The sequence below is a fragment of the Cupriavidus sp. GW822-FHT03E04 genome, from assembly GCF_058801495.1.
This window is the reverse complement of the sequence record NZ_JBXANI010000013.1, coordinates 219,290-238,316: the sequence shown is the minus strand read 5'-3', so window position 1 is coordinate 238,316 and position 19,027 is coordinate 219,290. Positions and strand designations below refer to the sequence as shown.

The following is a 19,027-nucleotide window of genomic DNA, read 5'->3' as shown; positions in this document are numbered from 1 at the left end:
GCGGCGCGCCGGTACTCAACAATACGAAGGCTTATGCCTTACATATTGAGCTGGCGCTTGTCGACAGCGAGTGCGGCTTCGCGCATGACTTCCGACATCGACGGATGCGGATGGCAGGTGCGGCCGATGTCTTCGCTGGCAGCCTTGAACTCCATCGCCACCACGGCTTCGGCGATCAGGTCCGACGCGTTCGCGGCAACCACATGCACGCCCAGGATCTCATCGGTCTTGGCATCGGCCAGCATCTTGACGAAGCCATCCGAATGACCCATGCCCAGTGCACGGCCGTTGGCCATGAACGGGAACTGGCCGGACTTGTACTCGCGGCCTTCGGCCTTGAGCTGCTGCTCGGTCTTGCCCACCCATGCGATTTCCGGGAAGGTGTAGATCACCCACGGAATGCAGTTGTAGTCGATGTGCGGCTTCTGGCCGGCGATGCGCTCGGCAACCGCCACGCCTTCGTCCTCTGCCTTGTGGGCCAGCATCGGGCCACGCACCACGTCGCCGATGGCCCACAGGCCCGGCACCTTGGTCGCGCAGTGGTCATCCACCTCGATGAAGCCGCGCGGGTCGGCCGCCAGGCCGATGGCGTCGAGGCCGAGGTTGTCGGTGTTGGGCACGCGGCCAACCGACACGATCAGGCGATCGACTTCCAGGGTCTGGGCAGCGCCGTCCTTGTCGGTGTAGCTGACGGTGACGTTATCCTTGCCGGTCTTGACTTCATTGACCTTCACGCCCAGGCTGAACTTCAGGCCTTGCTTGGTCAGCAGCTTCTGCGCTTCCTTGGCCACGCCTTCGTCGGCGGCGCCCAGGAACGACGGCAGCGCTTCCAGCACGGTCACTTCGGCACCCAGGCGGCGCCACACGGAACCCAGCTCGAGGCCGATCACGCCAGCGCCGATCACGCCCAGCTTCTTCGGCACGCCGGCGAACTTGAGCGCGCCTTCGTTATCGCTGACCAGCACGTTGTCCACCGCGATACCCGGCAGGTGACGCGCCTTGGAACCCGTAGCGACGATGACCTGCTTGGCCGTCACGACTTCGGTACCTGCCTTGCCGGCGATCTCGACCTGGAAGCCCTCGGCGGTCTTGCCGACGAACTTGCCGTAGCCCTTGAGCAGCGTGACCTTGTTCTTGCGGAACAGGAACTCGATGCCCTTGGTCATCTTGCCGACGATATCGTCCTTGCGCTTGAGCATCTTGGCCACGTCGACCTTGACATCGCCAACCGTGATGCCGTGGTCGCCCAGGTGATGCTGTACGTTCTCGAACTCTTCCGAGGATGCCAGCAATGCCTTGGAGGGGATGCAACCCACGTTCAGGCAGGTGCCGCCCAGGCGCGGTTCGTCCTTGGGATCGTCGTAGGCATTGCCTTCGCAGCAGGCCACATTCAGGCCCAGCTGGCCGGCACGAATGGCGGCGATGTAGCCGCCGGGGCCGGCACCGATCACCAGCACGTCGAATTGTTTGCTCATGGAGATTCCTTTTGCAGCCACGGCGGGGCAACGTCGCCCGCCAGGCCGCTTTCAACTCTTCGGTCCGTCATGCCCGCCAGCGCCGCACCCGATGACAGGCGCGGCGGAGGAAATGCGGGCAAGACCTCAGGCTTTGCAGATGATTACAGGTCCAGCAGCAGGCGTGCCGGATCTTCCAGCGCGTCCTTCATGGCGACCAGGCCCAGGACGGCTTCGCGGCCGTCGATGATGCGGTGGTCGTAGGACATGGCGAGGTAGTTCATCGGACGGATCACGATCTGGCCGTCTTCCACCACCGGGCGGTCCTTGGTGGCGTGCACGCCCAGGATCGCGGATTGCGGCGGGTTGATGATCGGCGTCGACAGCATCGAGCCGAAGGTACCGCCGTTGGAGATCGAGAACGTACCACCGGTCAGCTCTTCCAGCGACAGCTTGCCGTCGCGGGCCTTGGCGCCGAATTCAGCGATCTTCTTTTCGATGTCGGCCAGGCTCATCTGGTCGGCGTTGCGCAGGATAGGCACCACCAGGCCACGCGGCGAGCCCACCGCGATACCGATGTCGAAGTAGCCGTGATAGACGATGTCGTTGCCGTCGATCGATGCGTTGATCAGCGGGAACTTCTTCAGCGCGTGAACCGCGGCCTTGACGAAGAAGGACATGAAGCCCAGCTTCACGCCGTGTTCCTTCTCGAAGCGGTCCTTGTACTTGTTACGCAGGTCCATCACCGGCTTCATGTTCACTTCATTGAAGGTGGTGAGGATCGCGTTGGTGCTTTGCGATTGCAGCAGGCGCTCGGCGATACGGGCGCGCAGGCGGCTCATCGGCACGCGTTCTTCCGGGCGGTCGCCCAGGGCGGCGAAGTCCATCGGGGCGGAAACCTGCTGCAGCGCCGGCTTGGCAGCGGCCGGAGCCGGTGCTGCCTTGGCGGCCGGTGCGGGAGCGGGTGCGGCGGTCGCGGCCAGCACGTCACCCTTGGTGATGCGGCCATCCTTGCCCGTGCCTGCAACCTGGCCAGCGGACAGGCCGCCTTCGGCCATCAGCTTGGCTGCCGAAGGCATGGCCACGGCGCCGGCTGCTGCCGGAGCAGCTGCGGCGGCCGGGGCAGCGGCAGCGGGTGCCGGTGCGGCAGCGGCGGGAGCGACGGCGCCAGCGGTGGCTTCGGTGTCGATCTTGGCGATCACTTCGTCGGCAACCACGGTATCGCCGTCGTTGCGGATGATCTGCGACAGCACGCCAGCCGACGGAGCCGGCACTTCGAGCACGACTTTGTCGGTCTCGATTTCAATCAGGATTTCGTCTTGGGCAACAGCTTCGCCCGGCTTCTTCTTCCAGTTCAGCATGGTTGCTTCTGCAACCGATTCAGAGAGTTGCGGAACCTTGACGTCAACAATAGCCATGGTTGGAATTTCCTTGATGTATTCGTTTTTGCTTAAGGCAGGTGGCAAAAAACATGGCGGTGCGCGCTCTTCGCGCGCGCCGCCATGCTGGCCACGATCATTTGGTCAGGACAAAGCCCTTGAGCTTGGAGAACGCCGCATCCAGCAGCGCCTTTTGTTGCTCGTTGTGCTTGGCGTAGTAGCCCACCGCCGGCGATGCCGAGGCGGGACGACCCGCGTAACCGAGCTTCTGGCCTTCTGCCATGTTTTCCATGATGAAGTGCTGGACGAAGAACCAGGCACCCTGGTTCTGCGGCTCGTCCTGGCACCACACGATTTCGTTGGCGTTCGGGTACTTCTTCAGCTCGGCTGCCACTGCCTTGTGCGGGAACGGATACAGCTGTTCCATGCGGATGACGGCCGTGTCGGTAGCGCCGCGTTCCTTGCGGGTGTTGACCAGGTCGTAGTAGACCTTGCCCGAGCACATGATCACGCGCTTGACCTTGCTGGCGTTCAGCTCTTCGTGATCGGGGATGACCGTCTCGAAGTGACCCTTGGCCAGGTCGGACAGCGGCGAAACCGCTTCCTTGTTACGCAGCAGCGACTTCGGCGTCATGATCACCAGCGGCTTGCGGAACAGACGGATCATCTGGCGGCGCAGCAGGTGGAAGATCTGGGCCGGGGTGGTCGGCTGGCAGACTTGCATGTTGTGGTCCGCGCACAGCTGCAGGAAGCGCTCGATGCGCGCCGAGCTGTGTTCCGGACCCTGGCCTTCGTAGCCGTGCGGCAGCATCAGGGTCAGGCCCGAGGCGCGGCCCCACTTCACTTCGCCGGAGGAGATGAACTGGTCGATCACCACCTGGGCGCCGTTGACGAAGTCGCCGAACTGGGCTTCCCAGATCACGAGTGCGTTCGGCTCGGCGGTGGAGAAGCCGTATTCAAAGCCGAGCACAGCCTCTTCCGACAGCACCGAGTCGATCACCGTGAACGGTGCCTGGTTTTCCGACACGTTCTGCAGGGGCACGTAGCTGCCGGCATCCCAGCGCTCGCGGTTCTGGTCGTGCAGCACTGAGTGGCGGTGGGTAAAGGTGCCACGGCCGGCGTCCTGGCCGGTGATGCGCACAGGATAGCCCGAAGCCACCAGCGAGGCGAAGGCCAGATGCTCGCCCATGCCCCAGTCCAGCGGCTGGTCGCCGCGGCCCATGTTGGCGCGATCCTTCACCACCTTCTCGACCAGCGGGTGCAGCTTGAGGTGTTCGGGGATGGCGGTGATGCGTTCGGCCAGGCGCTTGAGCTCGGTCACCGGCACGGCGGTGTCGGCGGCGTCGGTCCACTTGCGGTTCAGGAACGGCATCCAGTCCACGGCGAACTTGTTCTTGAAGTTCGACAGGACGGGGTCGACCGTGTGCTTGCCCGCGTCCATCGCGGCACGGTATTCCTTGACCAGCTGGTCGCCGAAGTCGGCAGCCACCAGGTTCTGCGCGGTCAGCTTGTCAGCGTACAGCTTGCGCGTGCCCGGGTGCTGGGCGATCTTCTTGTACATCAGCGGCTGGGTGACGGCCGGCGTGTCCTGCTCGTTGTGGCCCAGCTTGCGGAAGCAGATGATGTCGACCACGACATCCTTCTTGAACTCCATGCGGAAGTCCACGGCCAACTGCATGGCGAACACCACGGCTTCGGGATCGTCGCCGTTGACGTGCAGCACCGGTGCCTCGATCATCTTGACGACGTCGGTGCAATACAGCGTGGAACGCGAGTCGCGCGGGTCCGAGGTGGTGAAGCCGATCTGGTTGTTGATCACGATGTGCATCGTGCCGCCCGTGCCGTAGCCGCGGGTCTGCGCCAGGTTCAGCGTTTCCATCACCACGCCCTGGCCTGCGAATGCCGCGTCGCCGTGCACTTGCACCGGCAGCACTTCCGCATGGCCTGCGGGCTCGCCGCGGCGTTCCTGGCGGGCCTTGACCGAGCCTTCGACGACCGGGTTGACGATTTCCAGGTGGGACGGGTTGAAGGCGAGCGACAGGTGGACCGGGCCGCCTTCGGTGGAGACGTCGCTGGAGAAGCCCTTGTGGTACTTCACGTCGCCGGCCGGCAGGTCATCGACGTGCTTGCCTTCGAACTCGGCGAACAGGTCAGCCGGCATCTTGCCCAGTGTATTGACCAGCACGTTCAGGCGGCCGCGGTGGGCCATGCCGATCACGATTTCCTGCACGCCCTTGCTGCCGCTGTGCTGGATCAGTTCGTCCATGGCAGCGATGAAGCTTTCGCCGCCTTCCAGCGAGAAGCGCTTCTGGCCAACGTACTTGGTGTGGAGGAAGCGCTCCAGGCCTTCAGCCGCGGTCAGGCGGTCGAGCACGTGCTTCTTCTTTTCGAGGGTGAACACCGGCTTGGAACGCGTGGTTTCCAGGCGCTCTTGCCACCAGCGCTTTTGCGCCTGGTCGCTGATGTACATGAACTCGGCGCCGATGCTGCTGCAGTAAGTTTCGCGCAGGTTGTTGAGCAGCTCGCGCAGGCTCATCGATTCCTTGCCGAAATACGTATTGCTGGCGTTGAAGACGATGTCGAGATCGCTTTCGGAGAAGCCGTAGAACGCGGGGTCGAGGTCTGGCAGGGGCGGACGCTCCTGGCGCTTGAGCGGATCCAGGTCTGCCCAGTGCGAACCGATGTTGCGGTAGGCGGCGATCAGCTGCGTGGCAGCGACGCGCTTGCGCCCCATATCGGAGTCGGCCGAGGCAACAATAGTCTTGATCGGACCCGCCTTGGCGCGCTCTGCGAACGAGGCGACGATGGGAGCGTGGGGGATATCGCGGGCGTTGGAGCCATCGACAGCCGGCACGTTCTGCATCGCGTCGAAGTACGCGCGCCAGTTATCGGGAACCGAGGAGGGATTTTCGAGGTAGGCCTCGTACAGCTCTTCTACATAGGGGGCATTGCCGCCGAAGAGGTACGAATTGCTCTGATACTGCTGCATCATGGGGCGCTCACTATTATCCGGGAATGCCGGAATAAAGCGGGTTCATCAACCTTCCGCGACACGGCTTGACCGGTTAGCGGATTGCAAACAACTCTTTCTGGGCAGCAACTGAAACACATTAAATGCATCATTATGCAAACGGCACCGCAGCGGGTGCCGATCTGTTCAGTCGCCCTGAAAGGGTCAGTTGTGCGTGGAAGGACCTAAGTCTTCACTCGCATAAGAATAGCACGTTTGCCGCGTGAGCCGAGGGAATTTTGCCGTAACGCGCGCGGGCCGATCCGCAGTGTTGCGAAGCGGCCAAGACCACCTCCCGAAGCAGATGACGAAACCCATGCGTTCGATAGCATGGAGCCGGAAACCAAAGGAGCGATCCGTGCATCTCTTGCCACACCCCCTGCGGGCCAGCGCCCGGCCCCGTCAATGATGCCCGCCCCCACCGCCGACGCCGCGGCGTCGGGCGCCGCTTCCGCCACATGGCGCGCGGACCTGGTGGCCGGCCTGGCCATCGCCGGGCTGCTGCTGCCCGAGGCCGTGGCCTATTCCGGCATTGCCGGGCTGCCGCCGCAAGCCGGCGTGATCGCGCTGTTCGCAGGCCTGCTGGTCTACGGCCTGCTTGGCAGCAGCCGCTTTGCGATCGTTTCGGCCACCTCGTCGTCTGCCGCGGTGCTGCTGGCAGCCACCACGGCTGCCGCCGAGGGCGACGCCGGACTGCGCATCGCCCTCGGCGCCGCCGTGATCCTGCTGGCGGGGGTGCTGTTCCTGCTGGCATCGCTGGCGCACCTGGGGGCGATCTCCAACCTGATCGCCAAGCCGGTGCTGCGCGGCTTCGCGCTGGGACTGGCGCTGACCATCGTGCTCAAGCAATGCCCGAAGGTCCTGGACGTGCATCCGGCGCACGGCGACTTCCTGCGCCTGGCCTGGGAACTGCTCGCCAGCTGGCGCCACTGGAACCTGGCAGGCGCGGCGGTGGCACTGGTTGCGCTGGCGCTGCTGCACGTGTTCGCGCGCTGGCGCGCCATGCCGGGCGCGCTACTGGTCATCGCCACCGGCATCATGCTCGACCTCAGCGGCTGGACCCAGGCGCATGGCGTGGCAGCCGTCGGCAACATCGCCCTGCAGTTCTCGGCGCCACGGGTGCCGGAACTGAGCACGGCCGACTGGATGCGGGTGGGCGAACTGGCCGCCGCGCTGGCCCTGATCCTGTACGCCGAGAGCTACGGCTCGATCCGCACCTTTGCCATGCGCCACGGCGACATCGTCTCGCCCAACCGCGACCTGGCAGCGCTGGGGCTGGCCAACCTCGCTTCGGGGTTGTTCCAGGGCATGCCGGTGGGCGCGGGTTTTTCCGGCACCTCGGCTAACGAAGCAGCCGGCGCGCAAAGCCGCCGTGCCGGCTTGATTGCGGGTGCCGTGGTCTTTGCCGCGGTATGCACCCTGCTCCCCTGGATCTCGCACACGCCAGAACCGGTACTCGCGGCCATCGTGATCCGCGCGGTCGGGCACAGCCTAAACCCGGGCAGCCTCAAGCCTTATTTCGACTGGCGGCGCGACCGCCTGGTCGCGGTGACCGCCTTTGCCGGCGTGCTGTTGCTGGGCGTGCTGCATGGGCTGCTGCTGGCAATCGGGGTCAGCCTGGCGATGCTGCTGCAGCGCTTGTCGCGCCCGCAGGTGAGCTGGCTGGGGCGTTGGGCCGATGGCCACGACTTCGTCGACACGGCGCGCCACCCCGAGGCCACCGCGCCCAAGGGACTGCTGATCGCGCGCCCGGAGGTACCGCTTTTCTTCGGCAACGTCGATAGCGTGCTGGGCACCGTGCGCCAGGCGCTGGCGCGCGAGCATCCCCAGTACGGCCTGATACTCAGCCTGGAAGAATCGTCGGACCTCGACGGCACTGCCCTTGAAGCCTTGGGCGAACTGGCGGTGTTCGCGAAGGCCCACGGCATGCCGCTACGGCTCGCGCGGGTCAAGGACGAGGTGCGCGACCTGCTGGCGCATGCGCGCAACCCCGCCCTGCCCGAGGAAATATGGCGCGGCTGGAGCGTGGACGATGCGGTGCGCGAAGCGTTGGCGCAGCCTGCATGAACAGGCCGCGCCGGCACCACCGGGCGGACTAGCCCTGACGCGGTGCGATCAGGTCGACCGCGTCGGTAATCAGTGTGTCCAGCCCCCAAGTCAGCAGTTCCGTCGCGCGCACCGGGTCATTGACGGTATAGCAGGCCACCCGGAAACCGGCCGCATGGGCCGCCTGGATGACCTCGGCGGTAAGCTCGCGATGGTTGGCATCGAGCGCCACGCAGTCCAGCCGGCGCAGCCGCTCCAGCCAGTCGGGCGGCAGCTTGTCCAGCAGCAGCGCGCGCGGCAGGCCAGGCGCGGCCTTGCGGGCCGCTTCCAGCGACTCTTCCGAGAATGACGACAGCAGCGGCAGCACATCGCTGCCGGCCCACAGTGCCTGCGCGTCGAGGGCTACCGCCGCGCCGGTGCGCCATTCCGCGCCGGGCACGGGCTTGATCTCGATATTGACGAAGAAGCCGTTGGCACGGGTATAGCGAGCAATCGCCGCCAGCGTGGGCACTGGTTCGCCGGCATAGGCAGGGCTGTGCCAGCTGCCCGCGTCCAGCATGGCGATCTCGCCCAGCGTCAGCGCATCGGCCCGCCCCTGGCCGTTGGTGGTGCGGTCCAGCGTGGCGTCGTGCAGCAGCACCGGGCGTCCGTCGCCCGACAGCTTCACGTCGAACTCGAACATGCGGTAGCCAAACGATGCCCCGTGGCGGAATGCCGCCAGGGTGTTCTCGGGTGCGAGCTTGCCCGCGCCACGATGGGCGACATGGCGCGGATAGGGCCAGGCGGCTAGGGTCATGTCAGGCCTCGATGCGCTTGCCGGAATCGGCGTCGAAGAAATGCAGGTGCTCGGCCGTGGCCGTGATCGGCAGGCGATCGCCGCTGCGCACAGGCATATTGCTGTCCAGCCGCACCACTACCGGCTGGCCGCCCAGTGTGCCATACGCATAGGAGTCGGCGCCAAGCGCCTCGACCAGGCGGACCTCGATCTCGGCGATCGCCTCATGCGCCGCACACGGCTCGATATGCTCCGGACGCAGGCCGAGCAGCGCGCGCTCGGGCAGGTGCAGGCCCATTGGCAAGTGGCCGAGGGTGGCGGGTACGCCTTGGGCACCCGGCTTCTGCTCCACGCGCATCTGCGCTTCGCCCTGCCCGCCATTGGTCCGCGCCACCGGAACCAGATTCATCGGCGGCGAGCCGATAAAGCTGGCCACGAAGGTACTGGCCGGGCGTGCATAGACTTCCAGCGGCGTGCCGATCTGCTCCACGCGCCCGCCATTGAGCACCATCATGCGGTCCGCCAGCGTCATGGCTTCGACCTGATCGTGGGTCACATACATGCTGGTGGTGCGCAGGCGGCGGTGCAACTCCTTCAACTCCAGGCGCATCTGCACGCGCAGCTTGGCGTCGAGGTTGGACAGCGGCTCGTCGAACAGGAACACGGCAGGCTCACGCACGATCGCGCGGCCCATGGCCACACGCTGGCGCTGGCCGCCCGACAGCGCGCGCGGCTTGCGCTCGAGCAGCGGCGCCAGCTCCAGGATGCCGGCGGCGTGCTTGACGCGCTGCTCGATCTCGCTCTTGTCCATGCCGCGGATCTTCAGCCCGTAGGCCATGTTGTCGTACACGCTCATATGCGGGTAGAGCGCGTAGTTCTGGAACACCATGGCGATGTCCCGCTCGGCGGGCTCGAGGTGATTGACGACCTTGTCGCCAATATGCACCTCGCCACCGCTGATGGCCTCCAGCCCGGCCACCATGCGCAGCAGCGTGGATTTGCCGCAACCCGAGGGGCCGACGATGACGATGAACTCGCCGTCGTTGATTTCCATATCGATGCCGTGCACAACCTTGACGTTGCCGGCGTAAGTCTTCTGTACGTTGCGAAGCGACAGTTTTGCCATTGCTATTCTTTCTCGCTGGGCAAGCGTGGCGGGCACGTCATCCTATGAGCGCCCCGCCCCGCCCGCTTATTTTTCGGTTTCGACCAGGCCCTTGACGAACCACTTCTGCATCAGCACCACCACGATCGCGGGCGGCACCATGGCCAGCATCACGGTGGCCATCACCAGGTTCCAGTCGGTCGCGGCATCCCCGGAGCGGGAGATCATCTGCGTGACCCCCACCACCACCGGCGTCATCGACTTCTGCGTGGTGATCAGGAGCGGCCACAGGTACTGGTTCCAGCCGTAGATGAACTGGATCACAAAGAGCGCCGCGATGCTGGTCTTGGACAGCGGCAGCACCACGTCCTTGAAGAAGCGCAGCGGCCCCGCGCCGTCGATGCGCGCGGCCTCGGCCAGCTCATCCGGAATGGTCAGGAAGAACTGGCGGAACAGGAAGGTCGCGGTTGCCGAGGCGATGATCGGGATGGTCAGGCCGAAGTAGCTGTCCAGCATGCCGAGATCGGACACCACCTTGTAGGTCGGCAGGATCCGCACTTCCACCGGCAGCATCAGCGTGATGAAGATCATCCAGAAGAAGGTCTTGCGCAGCGGGAACTTGAAGTACACCACCGCGAAAGCCGAGATGATCGAGATCGTGATCTTGCCCAGCGCGATGCCCAGCGCCATGATCAAGCTGTTCAACATCATGGTGGAGACAGGCGAGGCGGCATTGCCCACGCCGGCTACCAGCACGGTGCGATAGTTCTCCAGAAAATGGCTGCCCGGCAGCAGCGTCATCGGTGCCTGCAGCACCTCCTCGGCTGTCAGCGTCGAGGCAACAAACGTGACATAGACGGGGAAAGCCACTACCACTACGCCCAGCACCAGCATCAGGTGCGAGAGAAAATCTAGAAAGGGTCGTCGTTCTACCATTTTGCCAATCCTTCAGTACTGCACCTTGCGTTCCACGTAGCGGAACTGCACCACCGTGAGAACAATCACGATCCCCATCAGCACAACCGACTGCGCGGCCGAGCCGCCGATATCGAGTCCGCGGAAGCCATCCTGGTAGACCTTGTAGACCAGCGTATTGGTAGCGTTGACGGGGCCGCCATGGGTCACCGCGTCGATAATGGCAAAGGTGTCGAAGAAGGCGTACACCACGTTGATCACCATCAGGAAGAACGTGGTCGGCGACAGTAACGGGAATATGATCGACCAGAACCGGCGCCAAGGCCCCGCGCCATCGATGGCGGCTGCCTCGATCAGCGATTTAGGGATGCTCTGCAAGCCGGCCAGGAAGAACAGGAAGTTGTAGCTGATCTGCTTCCACGCTGCAATCAGCACCACGAGCAGCATGGCCTGGTTGCTATTGAGCAGGAAGTTCCAGTCCACACCGAACCGATGCAGCGCGTAGGACACCACGCCCAGCGTCGGGTTGAACATGAACATCCACAGCACGCCCGCCACCGCCGGCGCCACGGCATACGGCCAGATCAGCAGCATCTTGTAGCCACTGGCGCCCCGCACCACGCGATCGGCGAAGTAGGCAAGCATCAGCGAGACCGTCAGCCCGACCAGCGTCACCCCGACGGCGAACACCCCCGTGACGCGAAACGAGTTCAGGTACTGCGCATCACTGAACAGATCGCGGAAGTTCTCCAGGCCGACGAACTGGAGATCAATACCGAAGGCATCCTGCCGCAGCACAGACTGGTACAGCGCCTGCCCGGCCGGCCAAAAAAAGAAGATCAGCGTCACCGCCATCTGCGGAAGCACCAGCAGATAAGGCAACCATGAAGATCGGAATACGACCCGTTTTTCCATCACGCATCCAAGCCACCGCTATGCGCGGCGCGTCATCAGTCATAGCCAGTGCGGCGAGGCTGCCGCACAAACCAAAGACGGAGGCACAGCCTCCGCCTCCCAAACACTCAAGAAGCCGCAGCGCTTATTCGCGGACCGTCTTCTGGAAACGCTCCAGCAATTCATTGCCGCGCGCAACCGCCGAATCCAGTGCTTCCTTAGGTTGCTTCTTGCCGGTCCACACCGCTTCGAGTTCTTCGTCGATCACCGTACGGATCTGTGGGAAGTTGCCCAGGCGGATGCCTCGCGACTTGTCGGTGGTCTTGACAATCATCTGCTTGACCGCCACGTCCGCGCCGGGGTTCTTCTCATAGAAGCCCGATTTCTTGGTGAGTTCGTAGGCTGCCGTCGTCACCGGCAGGTAGCCGGTCGACTGGTGCCAGTCGGCCTGCACCTCGGGGCGCGACAGATAGGTGAAGAACTTGGCTACGCCCTTGTATTCCTCGGCCTTCTTGCCGCCCATCACCCACAACGAAGCGCCGCCGATGATGGTGTTTTGCGGAGCGCCCGGCACGCCTTGCTCGTACGGCAGCTGCGCCACGGTGAAATCGAACTTGGCGTTCTTGCGGATATTCGCCAGCGCCGCCGAGGAACCGGTCAGCATCGCGCACTGGCCGGCAATAAACTTCGCCTTCGGCTCGTCCTTGCGGCCGCCATAGACAAAGTAGCCCTTCTGCTGCATGTCGAGCAGGTTGGCAATATGCTTGACGTGCAGCGGCGAATTGAACACCAGGCGCGCGCCCGTGCCACCGAAGCCATTGTTCTCGGTGGCGAACAAGACGTTGTGCCAGGCCGAGAAGCTTTCCAGCTGCACCCACGACTGCCAGTCGGTGGTGTAACCGCAAGAGATGCCGGCAGCCTTGAGCTTGGCGGAATCGGTGGCCACCTCTTGCCAGGTCACGGGCGGCTTGTTCGGATCCAGCCCGGCCTTCTTGAAGGCGTCCTTGTTGTAGTACATCACCGTGGTGGAGCTATTGAACGGGAACGACAGCATCTCACCCTTGTTCGAGGTGTAGTAGCCAGCCACCGCCGGGATGTACATCTTGGCGTCGAACTTCTCGCCAGCGTCCTTCATGACCGTCGCCACCGGCTTGATGGCACCCTTGGCGCTCATCATGGTAGCCGTGCCCACCTCGAATACCTGCAGGATCGCCGGCGCGTTGCCCGAGCGGAAGGCAGCGATGCCCGCGGCCAGCGACTCGTCGTACTGGCCCTTGTAGATCGGTACGATCTTGTAGTCGGACTGGCTGGCATTGAACTGCGTGGCGATCGCGTTCACCTTCTCGTTGAGCGCACCTTCCATCGAATGCCACCACTGGATCTCGACGGCGGCATTGGCCGATCCTGCGCCGGCCAGCATGGCAAAAGCGGCCAGGGTCAACGCGGTACGTTTTACGGTCATGGAAATCTCTCCTGTTCTATCTTGCGGCATTGGACAAAAATCGTCCGACTGTATGCAGTTTTTGTGACAGGCGGATGTTACCCCGCCTTGTTGGATTGGAAAACCGGGCATTTCTACTAAATTACAATAATATGACAACGATTTATCGGCAGCTTGACAGGGTAGAATCTCGCGCTATGCAAGCCATACAAAGCCTTCCCGCCCCGGCGTTGCGCCGGATTCGCGGCGTACTGACCGATATCGACGGCACCATCACCACCGACGGCAGGCTGCCGGCGGCCACCTACCTGGCGCTCGACCGCCTCAAGGCAGCCGGGCTGCACGTGATCCCGGTCACGGGACGCTGCATCGCCTGGGCCGAGATCCTGACGCGGTTATGGCCGGTGGACGCCATCATCGGCGAAAACGGTGCGTTCTACTCCCACCTGCGCGCGGGCAAGCTGGTGACCCGTTACCTGGACGACGCCGCCACCCGAGCCGACAACCTGGCGCGCATCCACGCGCTTGGCAAACGCATCGTGCAAGAGGTGCCAGGCTGCGCGCTGGCCTCGGACCAGGCCTGGCACGCCGCCGACCTGGCCGTCGACCACGCCGAGGACGTCGCGCCCCTGCCGCCCGCCGCGGTCGAGCGCATTGCCGGGCTGATGCGCGAAGCGGGCATGACCGCCACGGTCTCGTCCATTCACGTCAATGGCTGGTTCGGTGATCACGACAAGCTCAGCATGAGCCGTTTGTGCGCCGCGGAATTACTGGGCGCCGACCTGGATGCCGAACGGGAGGAATGGCTGTTTATCGGCGACTCAGCGAACGACGCCAGCATGTTTGCTCATTTCCCGCTGTCGGTCGGGGTGGCCAACATCCGCGACATCCTGCCTCAGCTGCCAGCCAAGCCGGCCTATATCACCGAGGCGGCCTGCGGCGAGGGCTTTGCGGAAATGGCCGAACTTCTGCTGGCCGCGCGCGGCTGACCTGCCAAGAGCGCGCCGACAATAAAAAAACAGCCGGGCAAGCCCGGCTGTTTTTTTATGCGCTGCAACGACGGCCATGACCCGATTCAATCGAAGCCCAGCTCCTGCAGCTTGCGCGTGATGGTATTGCGGCCGATGCCCAGGCGCGTGGCCGCCTCGACGCGGCGCCCGCGGGTAACGCCCAGCGCAGCCTCCAGCACTGCCTTCTCGAAACGCCGCGTCAGCGCATCCATGACTTCCGGCTGGCCGGACTCCAGCATGGCGCGGGCCTCCCCCGCCAGCAGGTGCTCCCAGCCGGCCAGCGCGCTGGCCGCGGCCGAGCGGCCGGCGTAAGCCAGCGCGGTGTCTGGCTCCCCACCCAGGGTGGAAGGCGCGGCGCCGTAGTCGACGGCGTCATGGCCGTCGGCATCGTCCGCCCTGCCCTCTGCCCGGAACTCCGCCTGGCGCGCCGCGCCGGCACCGCCGCCCGGCGCCGTGCCGGTGCCGATCATCTCGGCTGGCATGTCCTTGACCTCGATGGTCTGCGCGGGCGCCATCACGGTCAGCCAGTTGCACAGGTTCTCCAGCTGACGCACGTTGCCAGGGAACGGCAGTGTGCTGACATAGGCCAGGGCCTCGTCCGACATGCGCTTGGGCTCCACGCCCAGTTCCTTGGCACTCTTTTGCAGGAAATGACGCGCCAGCAGCGTGATGTCTTCCGGCCGTTCGCGCAGCGGCGGCAAGCGCAGGCGGATCACGTTGAGGCGGTGGAACAAGTCCTCGCGGAACAGCCCTTCCTTGACGCGCGTTTCCAGGTTCTGGTGGGTGGCGGCAATCACGCGCACGTTGGCGCGCAGCGGATTGTGGCCACCCACGCGGTAGAAGTTGCCATCCGACAGCACACGCAGCAGGCGCGTTTGCAAGTCGAACGGCATGTCGCCGATTTCGTCGAGGAACAGCGTGCCGCCCTCGGCCTGCTCGAAGCGGCCGCGGCGCATGGTCTGCGCGCCGGTAAAGGCGCCTCGCTCATGGCCGAACAGCTCCGACTCCAGCAAGTCCTTCGGAATGGCCGCGGTATTGAGGGCGATAAAGGGCCCGTTGGCGCGCGGGCTGTGCTTGTGCAGCGCTTGCGCCACCAGTTCCTTGCCGGTACCGGACTCGCCGGTGATCAGCACTGTCACGTTCGATTGCGACAGGCGGCCGATGGCGCGGAACACGTCCTGCATGGCCGGCGCCTGGCCGAGGATTTCGGGCGCGTCGACCAGGCGGTCTTCGAGCTCCTCCTCGCGCAGGCTTTCCTGCAGCGCGCGGCGAATCAGCTCGACCGCCTTATCCACATCGAAGGGCTTGGCCAGGTATTCGAAGGCGCCGCCCTGGAAGGCCGCTACCGCGCTATCCAGGTCGGAGTATGCCGTCATCACGATGACGGGCAGCCCCGGATGGCGTGCCTTGAGCGCTTGCAGCAGGTCCAGGCCCGAGCCACCCGGCATGCGGATATCGGAGATCAGGACCTGTGGCTCGTCGTCTTCCAGTGCGGCCAGTACGTCGCGCACGTTGGTGAAGCTGCGTGAGAGCAGGCTTTCGCGGGCGAGGGCCTTCTCAAGAACCCAGCGGATTGATTGATCGTCGTCGACTATCCAGATCGGCTTCATGTGCGTCGCTTGTCTGCTCGGTGTCATTTGGTCTTCCGTGAACCTGGCCGCACACCGCCGGCAAGCCGGTCGGCAGCAATCATTGGGGCAGTTCCAATTGCTGTCGCCGATGCGATCAATGCAGGGGCAGCAGGATACGGAAGTCGGTACAGCCCGGCCGGCTCTCGCATTCGATCAAGCCCTCGTGCTGCTGCACGAAGGTTTGAGCGAGTGTGAGACCGAGGCCGCTACCGCCATCCCTGCCCGACACCAGCGGGTAGAAGATGCGTTCGCGGATATCCTCGGGGATGCCCGGACCGTTATCAATGACATGCAAGTCCAATGCCAGCTTGAACAATCGCTTCGCTATGGTTACCTGGCGGGCCACCCGGGTCCGCAGGATGATCTGCGCATCGCCCCGCGCCACGCGCTCCGCGAGTGCCTGGGCCGCGTTGTGGACGATGTTGAGCACGGCCTGGATCAACTGCTCCATGTCGCCGCGCAGGTCGGGCAGGCTCGCGTCGTAGTCGCGCACGATATCCAGCCCGGAGGGGAATTCGGCCAGCACCACCGAGCGCACGCGCTCCAGCACCTCGTGGATGTTGAGGTCGGACACGATGTGCGGATGGCGGTGCGGCTCCAGCAGGCGGTCCACCAGCGTCTGCAGGCGGTCCGACTCCTTGATGATGACCTGGGTGTACTCCCGCAGCGAACGGTCAGGCAACTCGAACTCGAGCAATTGCGCCGCGCCGCGGATGCCGCCCAGCGGGTTCTTGATCTCATGCGCCAGATTGCGGATGAGCTCCTTGTTGGCCGAGGTCAGGTCGAGGATGCGCTCCTCGCGGTCGCTGCGGACCTTTTGCTCGTTGGGCAGCACTTCCACCAGGACCGTGTCGGCCGTGGCATCCAGCGCGCCGATCACCACGTGCGCGTGCATCGGCTCCTGCAGGGGCGGATGCAGTACCACATCCTGCCTGCGCGCATCGAACTGCCGTGAAATCACGGTCTCGATCATGCTGCCGAGCTCTTCCGAAGCGCCGAACAGGTCTGCCAGCGACAACTCCACCATGGCTTTGCGCGACACCGCGAAGCTGGCCTCGGCGGCGGGATTGGCGTAGACGATGCGCAGGCCGGGCTGGCGCACCAGCAACACGGGGTTGGCGACCACGTCCAGCCCCTGGTGGTAGGACACATCGCCCAATGGCAGCACCATGGCTCCACCCTCGGCCGGCGTGCCAGCCCCGGCCGAAGCCACCTTGCGCGAGACGCTGCGAATCAGGCGACGCATAGTGCTAGTCCTTCAAATTGGAGAGTTCGCGCCGCAGCGAAGCGGCATTGGCCTCGCCACGCGCGATGTCGTCGCGCAGCGTGGCGGTGCGGTCGAGGTACTTCTGGTAGTTACGTTCATTGCCCTGGCGCTCGGGCTGGCCGTTGTTGAACTCGGCGCGCAGCGCGGCCAGCTTGGCCTCCTCGCTTTGCAGCTCCTGCTCAAGCACCGCGCGGCGCTCGCCATCGCGGCTTTTCTGGGTCGCGCTGTCCACGCGCGGAAACGCGGTGGGCGCCATCGCGGGCCCGGCGCCCTTGCCCGCCGAAGGGGCGCTCACGCGCCCGCCCGGCACCGTCGTGACTTCCGGCAGGCTGAGCCGCTTGCAGCCCTTGCCCCCGTTGCCGTTGCGGTATTCAGGCACGCCGTTGGGGCCAGCGCAGACATAGATATCCGACTGCGCCGGGGCCGGCCGGCTCCAGCACACCAGCACAAGCGCCAGCATGGCGCAGGCAGCCGCCGATACGTGCATGGAGGCACTGAACCGGTGCATCGGTCGAAGCGAGGAAAGCGGGAATTCGAGCGCGTCCATTGACATCAGCAGGGATGGTGGGAAAGGAGCCCCATTCTAGCGATCAAACCGGCGAACAAAACAAAAAGGGACAGCCGAGGCCGCCCCTTCCTGGTGCAACTGTTGCCCGGTCACAACCTGGCAACGCCTCGCCTTACAGCGAGTAGTACATATCGAACTCGATCGGGTGCGTCGTCATGCGGAAGCGGGTCACTTCTTCCATCTTCAGCTCGATGTAGGCATCGATCATGGAGTTGGAGAAGACGCCGCCGCGCGTCAGGAACTCGCGGTCGTTGTCGAGGTACTCCAGAGCCTGATCGAGGCTGTTACACACGGTCGGGATCTTTGCATCCTCTTCCGGCGGCAGGTCGTACAGGTTCTTGTCGGCAGCTTCGCCCGGGTGGATCTTGTTCTGCACGCCGTCCAGGCCAGCCATCAGCAGCGCCGAGAAGCCCAGGTACGGGTTCATCAGCGGATCCGGGAAGCGGGTCTCGATACGACGGCCCTTCGGGTTGGCAACGTACGGAATACGGATCGATGCCGAACGGTTGCGAGCCGAGTAAGCCAGCTTGACCGGTGCTTCGAAGCCCGGCACCAGACGCTTGTACGAGTTCGTGCCCGGGTTGGTCAGGGCATTCAGCGCGCGAGCGTGCTTGATGATGCCGCCAATGTAGTACAGCGCGAACTCCGACAGGCCGGCGTAGCCGTTGCCCGCGAACAGGTTCTGGCCATCCTTCCATACGGACTGGTGCACGTGCATGCCCGAACCGTTGTCGCCAACGACCGGCTTCGGCATGAAGGTGGCGGTCTTGCCGTAGGTGTGGGCGACGTTCTGGATCACGTACTTTTGCAGCTGGGTCCAGTCGGCGCGCTGCACCAGCGTGCTAAAGCGGGTGCCAATTTCGTTCTGGCCCTGGCCGGCGACTTCGTGGTGGTGCACTTCCACGGGGATGCCCAGCGATTCCAGAATCAGGCACATTTCCGAACGGATGTCCTGGAACGTATCGATCGGGGCAACGGGGAAGTAGCCGCCCTTCTTGCCCGGACGGTGACCGCTGTTGCCGTGCTCGAATTCCTTGCCCGACGACCACGGTGCTTCTTCCGAGTTGATCTTGACGGAGCAACCCTGCATGTCGATGTTCCAGGTCACGCCGTCGAAGATGAAGAACTCGGGTTCCGGGCCAAAGTAGGCGGTGTCGCCCAGGCCGGTGCTCTTCAGGTAAGCCTCGGCGCGCTTGGCGATGGAACGCGGGTCGCGGTCGTAGCCCTTGCCATCCGACGGCTCAACCACGTCGCAGGTCAGGATCAGGGTCGGTTCTTCGTAAAACGGATCGACGTTAGCGGTATTCGGATCCGGCATCAGCAGCATGTCCGAAGCCTCGATACCCTTCCAGCCGGCGATCGACGAACCGTCGAAAGCGTGGCCGCTTTCAAACTTGTCTTCATCGAAGTGCGACACGGGTACCGACACGTGCTGCTCTTTGCCTTTGGTATCGGTGAAACGGAAGTCGACGAACTTGACGTCGTTTTCCTTCACAAGCTTCATCACATCTGCAACGCTGTGGGCCATGCCT

The 19,027-nt window shown here is 64.3% G+C and carries 14 protein-coding genes; 2 read left to right on the top strand and 12 right to left on the bottom strand.

Features of this window, described 5'->3' with window-relative positions; all coding sequences use genetic code 11:
- Nucleotides 1-38: 38 nt before the first annotated feature.
- The 3 genes from lpdA to AC1RQC_RS20730 all read right to left on the bottom strand — a co-directional run bounded on the left by lpdA (nucleotide 39) and on the right by AC1RQC_RS20730 (nucleotide 5,825).
- Nucleotides 39-1,475, bottom strand: a complete 1,437-nt coding sequence (lpdA, locus tag AC1RQC_RS20740; RefSeq protein ID WP_492809176.1) for a dihydrolipoyl dehydrogenase — start codon at nucleotides 1,473-1,475, stop codon at nucleotides 39-41.
- Nucleotides 1,476-1,618: 143 nt separating this feature from the next.
- A complete protein-coding gene (gene odhB, locus AC1RQC_RS20735) occupies nucleotides 1,619-2,872 on the bottom strand; it encodes a 2-oxoglutarate dehydrogenase complex dihydrolipoyllysine-residue succinyltransferase (protein ID WP_492831411.1) in 1,254 nt (417 codons plus the stop codon).
- Nucleotides 2,873-2,969: 97 nt separating this feature from the next.
- Nucleotides 2,970-5,825, bottom strand: a complete 2,856-nt coding sequence (locus tag AC1RQC_RS20730; RefSeq protein WP_441640966.1) for a 2-oxoglutarate dehydrogenase E1 component — start codon at nucleotides 5,823-5,825, stop codon at nucleotides 2,970-2,972.
- Nucleotides 5,826-6,248: 423 nt separating this feature from the next.
- On the opposite strand from AC1RQC_RS20730, the gene AC1RQC_RS20725 reads away from it, so the two are divergent.
- Nucleotides 6,249-7,910 carry a SulP family inorganic anion transporter gene (locus AC1RQC_RS20725; RefSeq protein ID WP_492831409.1) on the top strand — a complete coding sequence of 554 codons (1,662 nt, stop codon included), beginning with the start codon at nucleotides 6,249-6,251 and terminating at the stop codon, nucleotides 7,908-7,910.
- 28 nt (nucleotides 7,911-7,938) lie between these two features.
- On the opposite strand, the gene ugpQ is transcribed toward AC1RQC_RS20725, so the two are convergent.
- The 5 genes from ugpQ to ugpB form a co-directional block, all read right to left on the bottom strand.
- Nucleotides 7,939-8,685 carry a glycerophosphodiester phosphodiesterase gene (gene ugpQ / locus AC1RQC_RS20720; RefSeq protein ID WP_492372411.1) on the bottom strand — a complete coding sequence of 249 codons (747 nt, stop codon included), beginning with the start codon at nucleotides 8,683-8,685 and terminating at the stop codon, nucleotides 7,939-7,941.
- A 1-nt stretch (nucleotide 8,686) separates the two neighbouring features.
- Nucleotides 8,687-9,790 (bottom strand): sn-glycerol-3-phosphate import ATP-binding protein UgpC, encoded by a 1,104-nt coding sequence (locus AC1RQC_RS20715; RefSeq protein ID WP_492831408.1) that lies wholly within the window; start codon nucleotides 9,788-9,790, stop codon nucleotides 8,687-8,689.
- A 66-nt stretch (nucleotides 9,791-9,856) separates the two neighbouring features.
- Nucleotides 9,857-10,705 (bottom strand): sn-glycerol-3-phosphate ABC transporter permease UgpE, encoded by an 849-nt coding sequence (ugpE, locus tag AC1RQC_RS20710; protein ID WP_492372413.1) that lies wholly within the window; start codon nucleotides 10,703-10,705, stop codon nucleotides 9,857-9,859.
- Between the two features lie 12 nt (nucleotides 10,706-10,717).
- Entirely contained in the window at nucleotides 10,718-11,599 is an 882-nt protein-coding gene (gene ugpA / locus AC1RQC_RS20705; protein WP_174423278.1) for a sn-glycerol-3-phosphate ABC transporter permease UgpA, read from the bottom strand.
- A 124-nt stretch (nucleotides 11,600-11,723) separates the two neighbouring features.
- Entirely contained in the window at nucleotides 11,724-13,040 is a 1,317-nt protein-coding gene (gene ugpB, locus AC1RQC_RS20700; protein WP_174423279.1) for a sn-glycerol-3-phosphate ABC transporter substrate-binding protein UgpB, read from the bottom strand.
- A 176-nt stretch (nucleotides 13,041-13,216) separates the two neighbouring features.
- Here ugpB and AC1RQC_RS20695 point away from each other — a divergent pair, with 176 nt between their 5' ends.
- Nucleotides 13,217-14,008 (top strand): HAD-IIB family hydrolase, encoded by a 792-nt coding sequence (locus tag AC1RQC_RS20695; RefSeq protein ID WP_492372414.1) that lies wholly within the window; start codon nucleotides 13,217-13,219, stop codon nucleotides 14,006-14,008.
- 86 nt (nucleotides 14,009-14,094) lie between these two features.
- Here AC1RQC_RS20695 and ntrC read toward each other — a convergent pair whose 3' ends face one another.
- The 4 genes from ntrC to AC1RQC_RS20675 all read right to left on the bottom strand — a co-directional run bounded on the left by ntrC (nucleotide 14,095) and on the right by AC1RQC_RS20675 (nucleotide 19,023).
- Nucleotides 14,095-15,639: a nitrogen regulation protein NR(I) gene (gene ntrC / locus AC1RQC_RS20690; protein WP_183035096.1), complete on the bottom strand. Its 1,545-nt coding sequence runs from the start codon at nucleotides 15,637-15,639 to the stop codon at nucleotides 14,095-14,097.
- Nucleotides 15,640-15,754: 115 nt separating this feature from the next.
- Nucleotides 15,755-16,906, bottom strand: a complete 1,152-nt coding sequence (gene glnL / locus AC1RQC_RS20685) for a nitrogen regulation protein NR(II) (protein WP_253927479.1) — start codon at nucleotides 16,904-16,906, stop codon at nucleotides 15,755-15,757.
- Nucleotides 16,907-16,910: 4 nt separating this feature from the next.
- Entirely contained in the window at nucleotides 16,911-17,474 is a 564-nt protein-coding gene (locus AC1RQC_RS20680; RefSeq protein WP_416049048.1) for a DUF4124 domain-containing protein, read from the bottom strand.
- 133 nt (nucleotides 17,475-17,607) lie between these two features.
- The gene (locus AC1RQC_RS20675) at nucleotides 17,608-19,023 is read right to left on the bottom strand and encodes a 3-hydroxylaminophenol mutase (RefSeq protein WP_459371289.1); all 1,416 of its coding nucleotides are present in this window, start codon (nucleotides 19,021-19,023) and stop codon (nucleotides 17,608-17,610) included.
- Nucleotides 19,024-19,027 lie beyond the last annotated feature (4 nt).

Bases quoted from the DNA above. Each gene is read 5' to 3' on its own strand.
- lpdA (WP_492809176.1), bottom strand. From the start codon at position 1,475: ATGAGCAAACAATTCGACGTGCTGGTGATCGGTGCCGGCCCCGGCGGC.
- odhB (WP_492831411.1), bottom strand. From the start codon at position 2,872: ATGGCTATTGTTGACGTCAAGGTTCCGCAACTCTCTGAATCGGTTGCA.
- AC1RQC_RS20730 (WP_441640966.1), bottom strand. From the start codon at position 5,825: ATGATGCAGCAGTATCAGAGCAATTCGTACCTCTTCGGCGGCAATGCC.
- AC1RQC_RS20725 (WP_492831409.1), top strand. From the start codon at position 6,249: ATGATGCCCGCCCCCACCGCCGACGCCGCGGCGTCGGGCGCCGCTTCC.
- ugpQ (WP_492372411.1), bottom strand. From the start codon at position 8,685: ATGACCCTAGCCGCCTGGCCCTATCCGCGCCATGTCGCCCATCGTGGC.
- AC1RQC_RS20715 (WP_492831408.1), bottom strand. From the start codon at position 9,790: ATGGCAAAACTGTCGCTTCGCAACGTACAGAAGACTTACGCCGGCAAC.
- ugpE (WP_492372413.1), bottom strand. From the start codon at position 10,705: ATGGTAGAACGACGACCCTTTCTAGATTTTCTCTCGCACCTGATGCTG.
- ugpA (WP_174423278.1), bottom strand. From the start codon at position 11,599: ATGGAAAAACGGGTCGTATTCCGATCTTCATGGTTGCCTTATCTGCTG.
- ugpB (WP_174423279.1), bottom strand. From the start codon at position 13,040: ATGACCGTAAAACGTACCGCGTTGACCCTGGCCGCTTTTGCCATGCTG.
- AC1RQC_RS20695 (WP_492372414.1), top strand. From the start codon at position 13,217: ATGCAAGCCATACAAAGCCTTCCCGCCCCGGCGTTGCGCCGGATTCGC.
- ntrC (WP_183035096.1), bottom strand. From the start codon at position 15,639: ATGAAGCCGATCTGGATAGTCGACGACGATCAATCAATCCGCTGGGTT.
- glnL (WP_253927479.1), bottom strand. From the start codon at position 16,906: ATGCGTCGCCTGATTCGCAGCGTCTCGCGCAAGGTGGCTTCGGCCGGG.
- AC1RQC_RS20680 (WP_416049048.1), bottom strand. From the start codon at position 17,474: ATGGACGCGCTCGAATTCCCGCTTTCCTCGCTTCGACCGATGCACCGG.
- AC1RQC_RS20675 (WP_459371289.1), bottom strand. From the start codon at position 19,023: ATGGCCCACAGCGTTGCAGATGTGATGAAGCTTGTGAAGGAAAACGAC.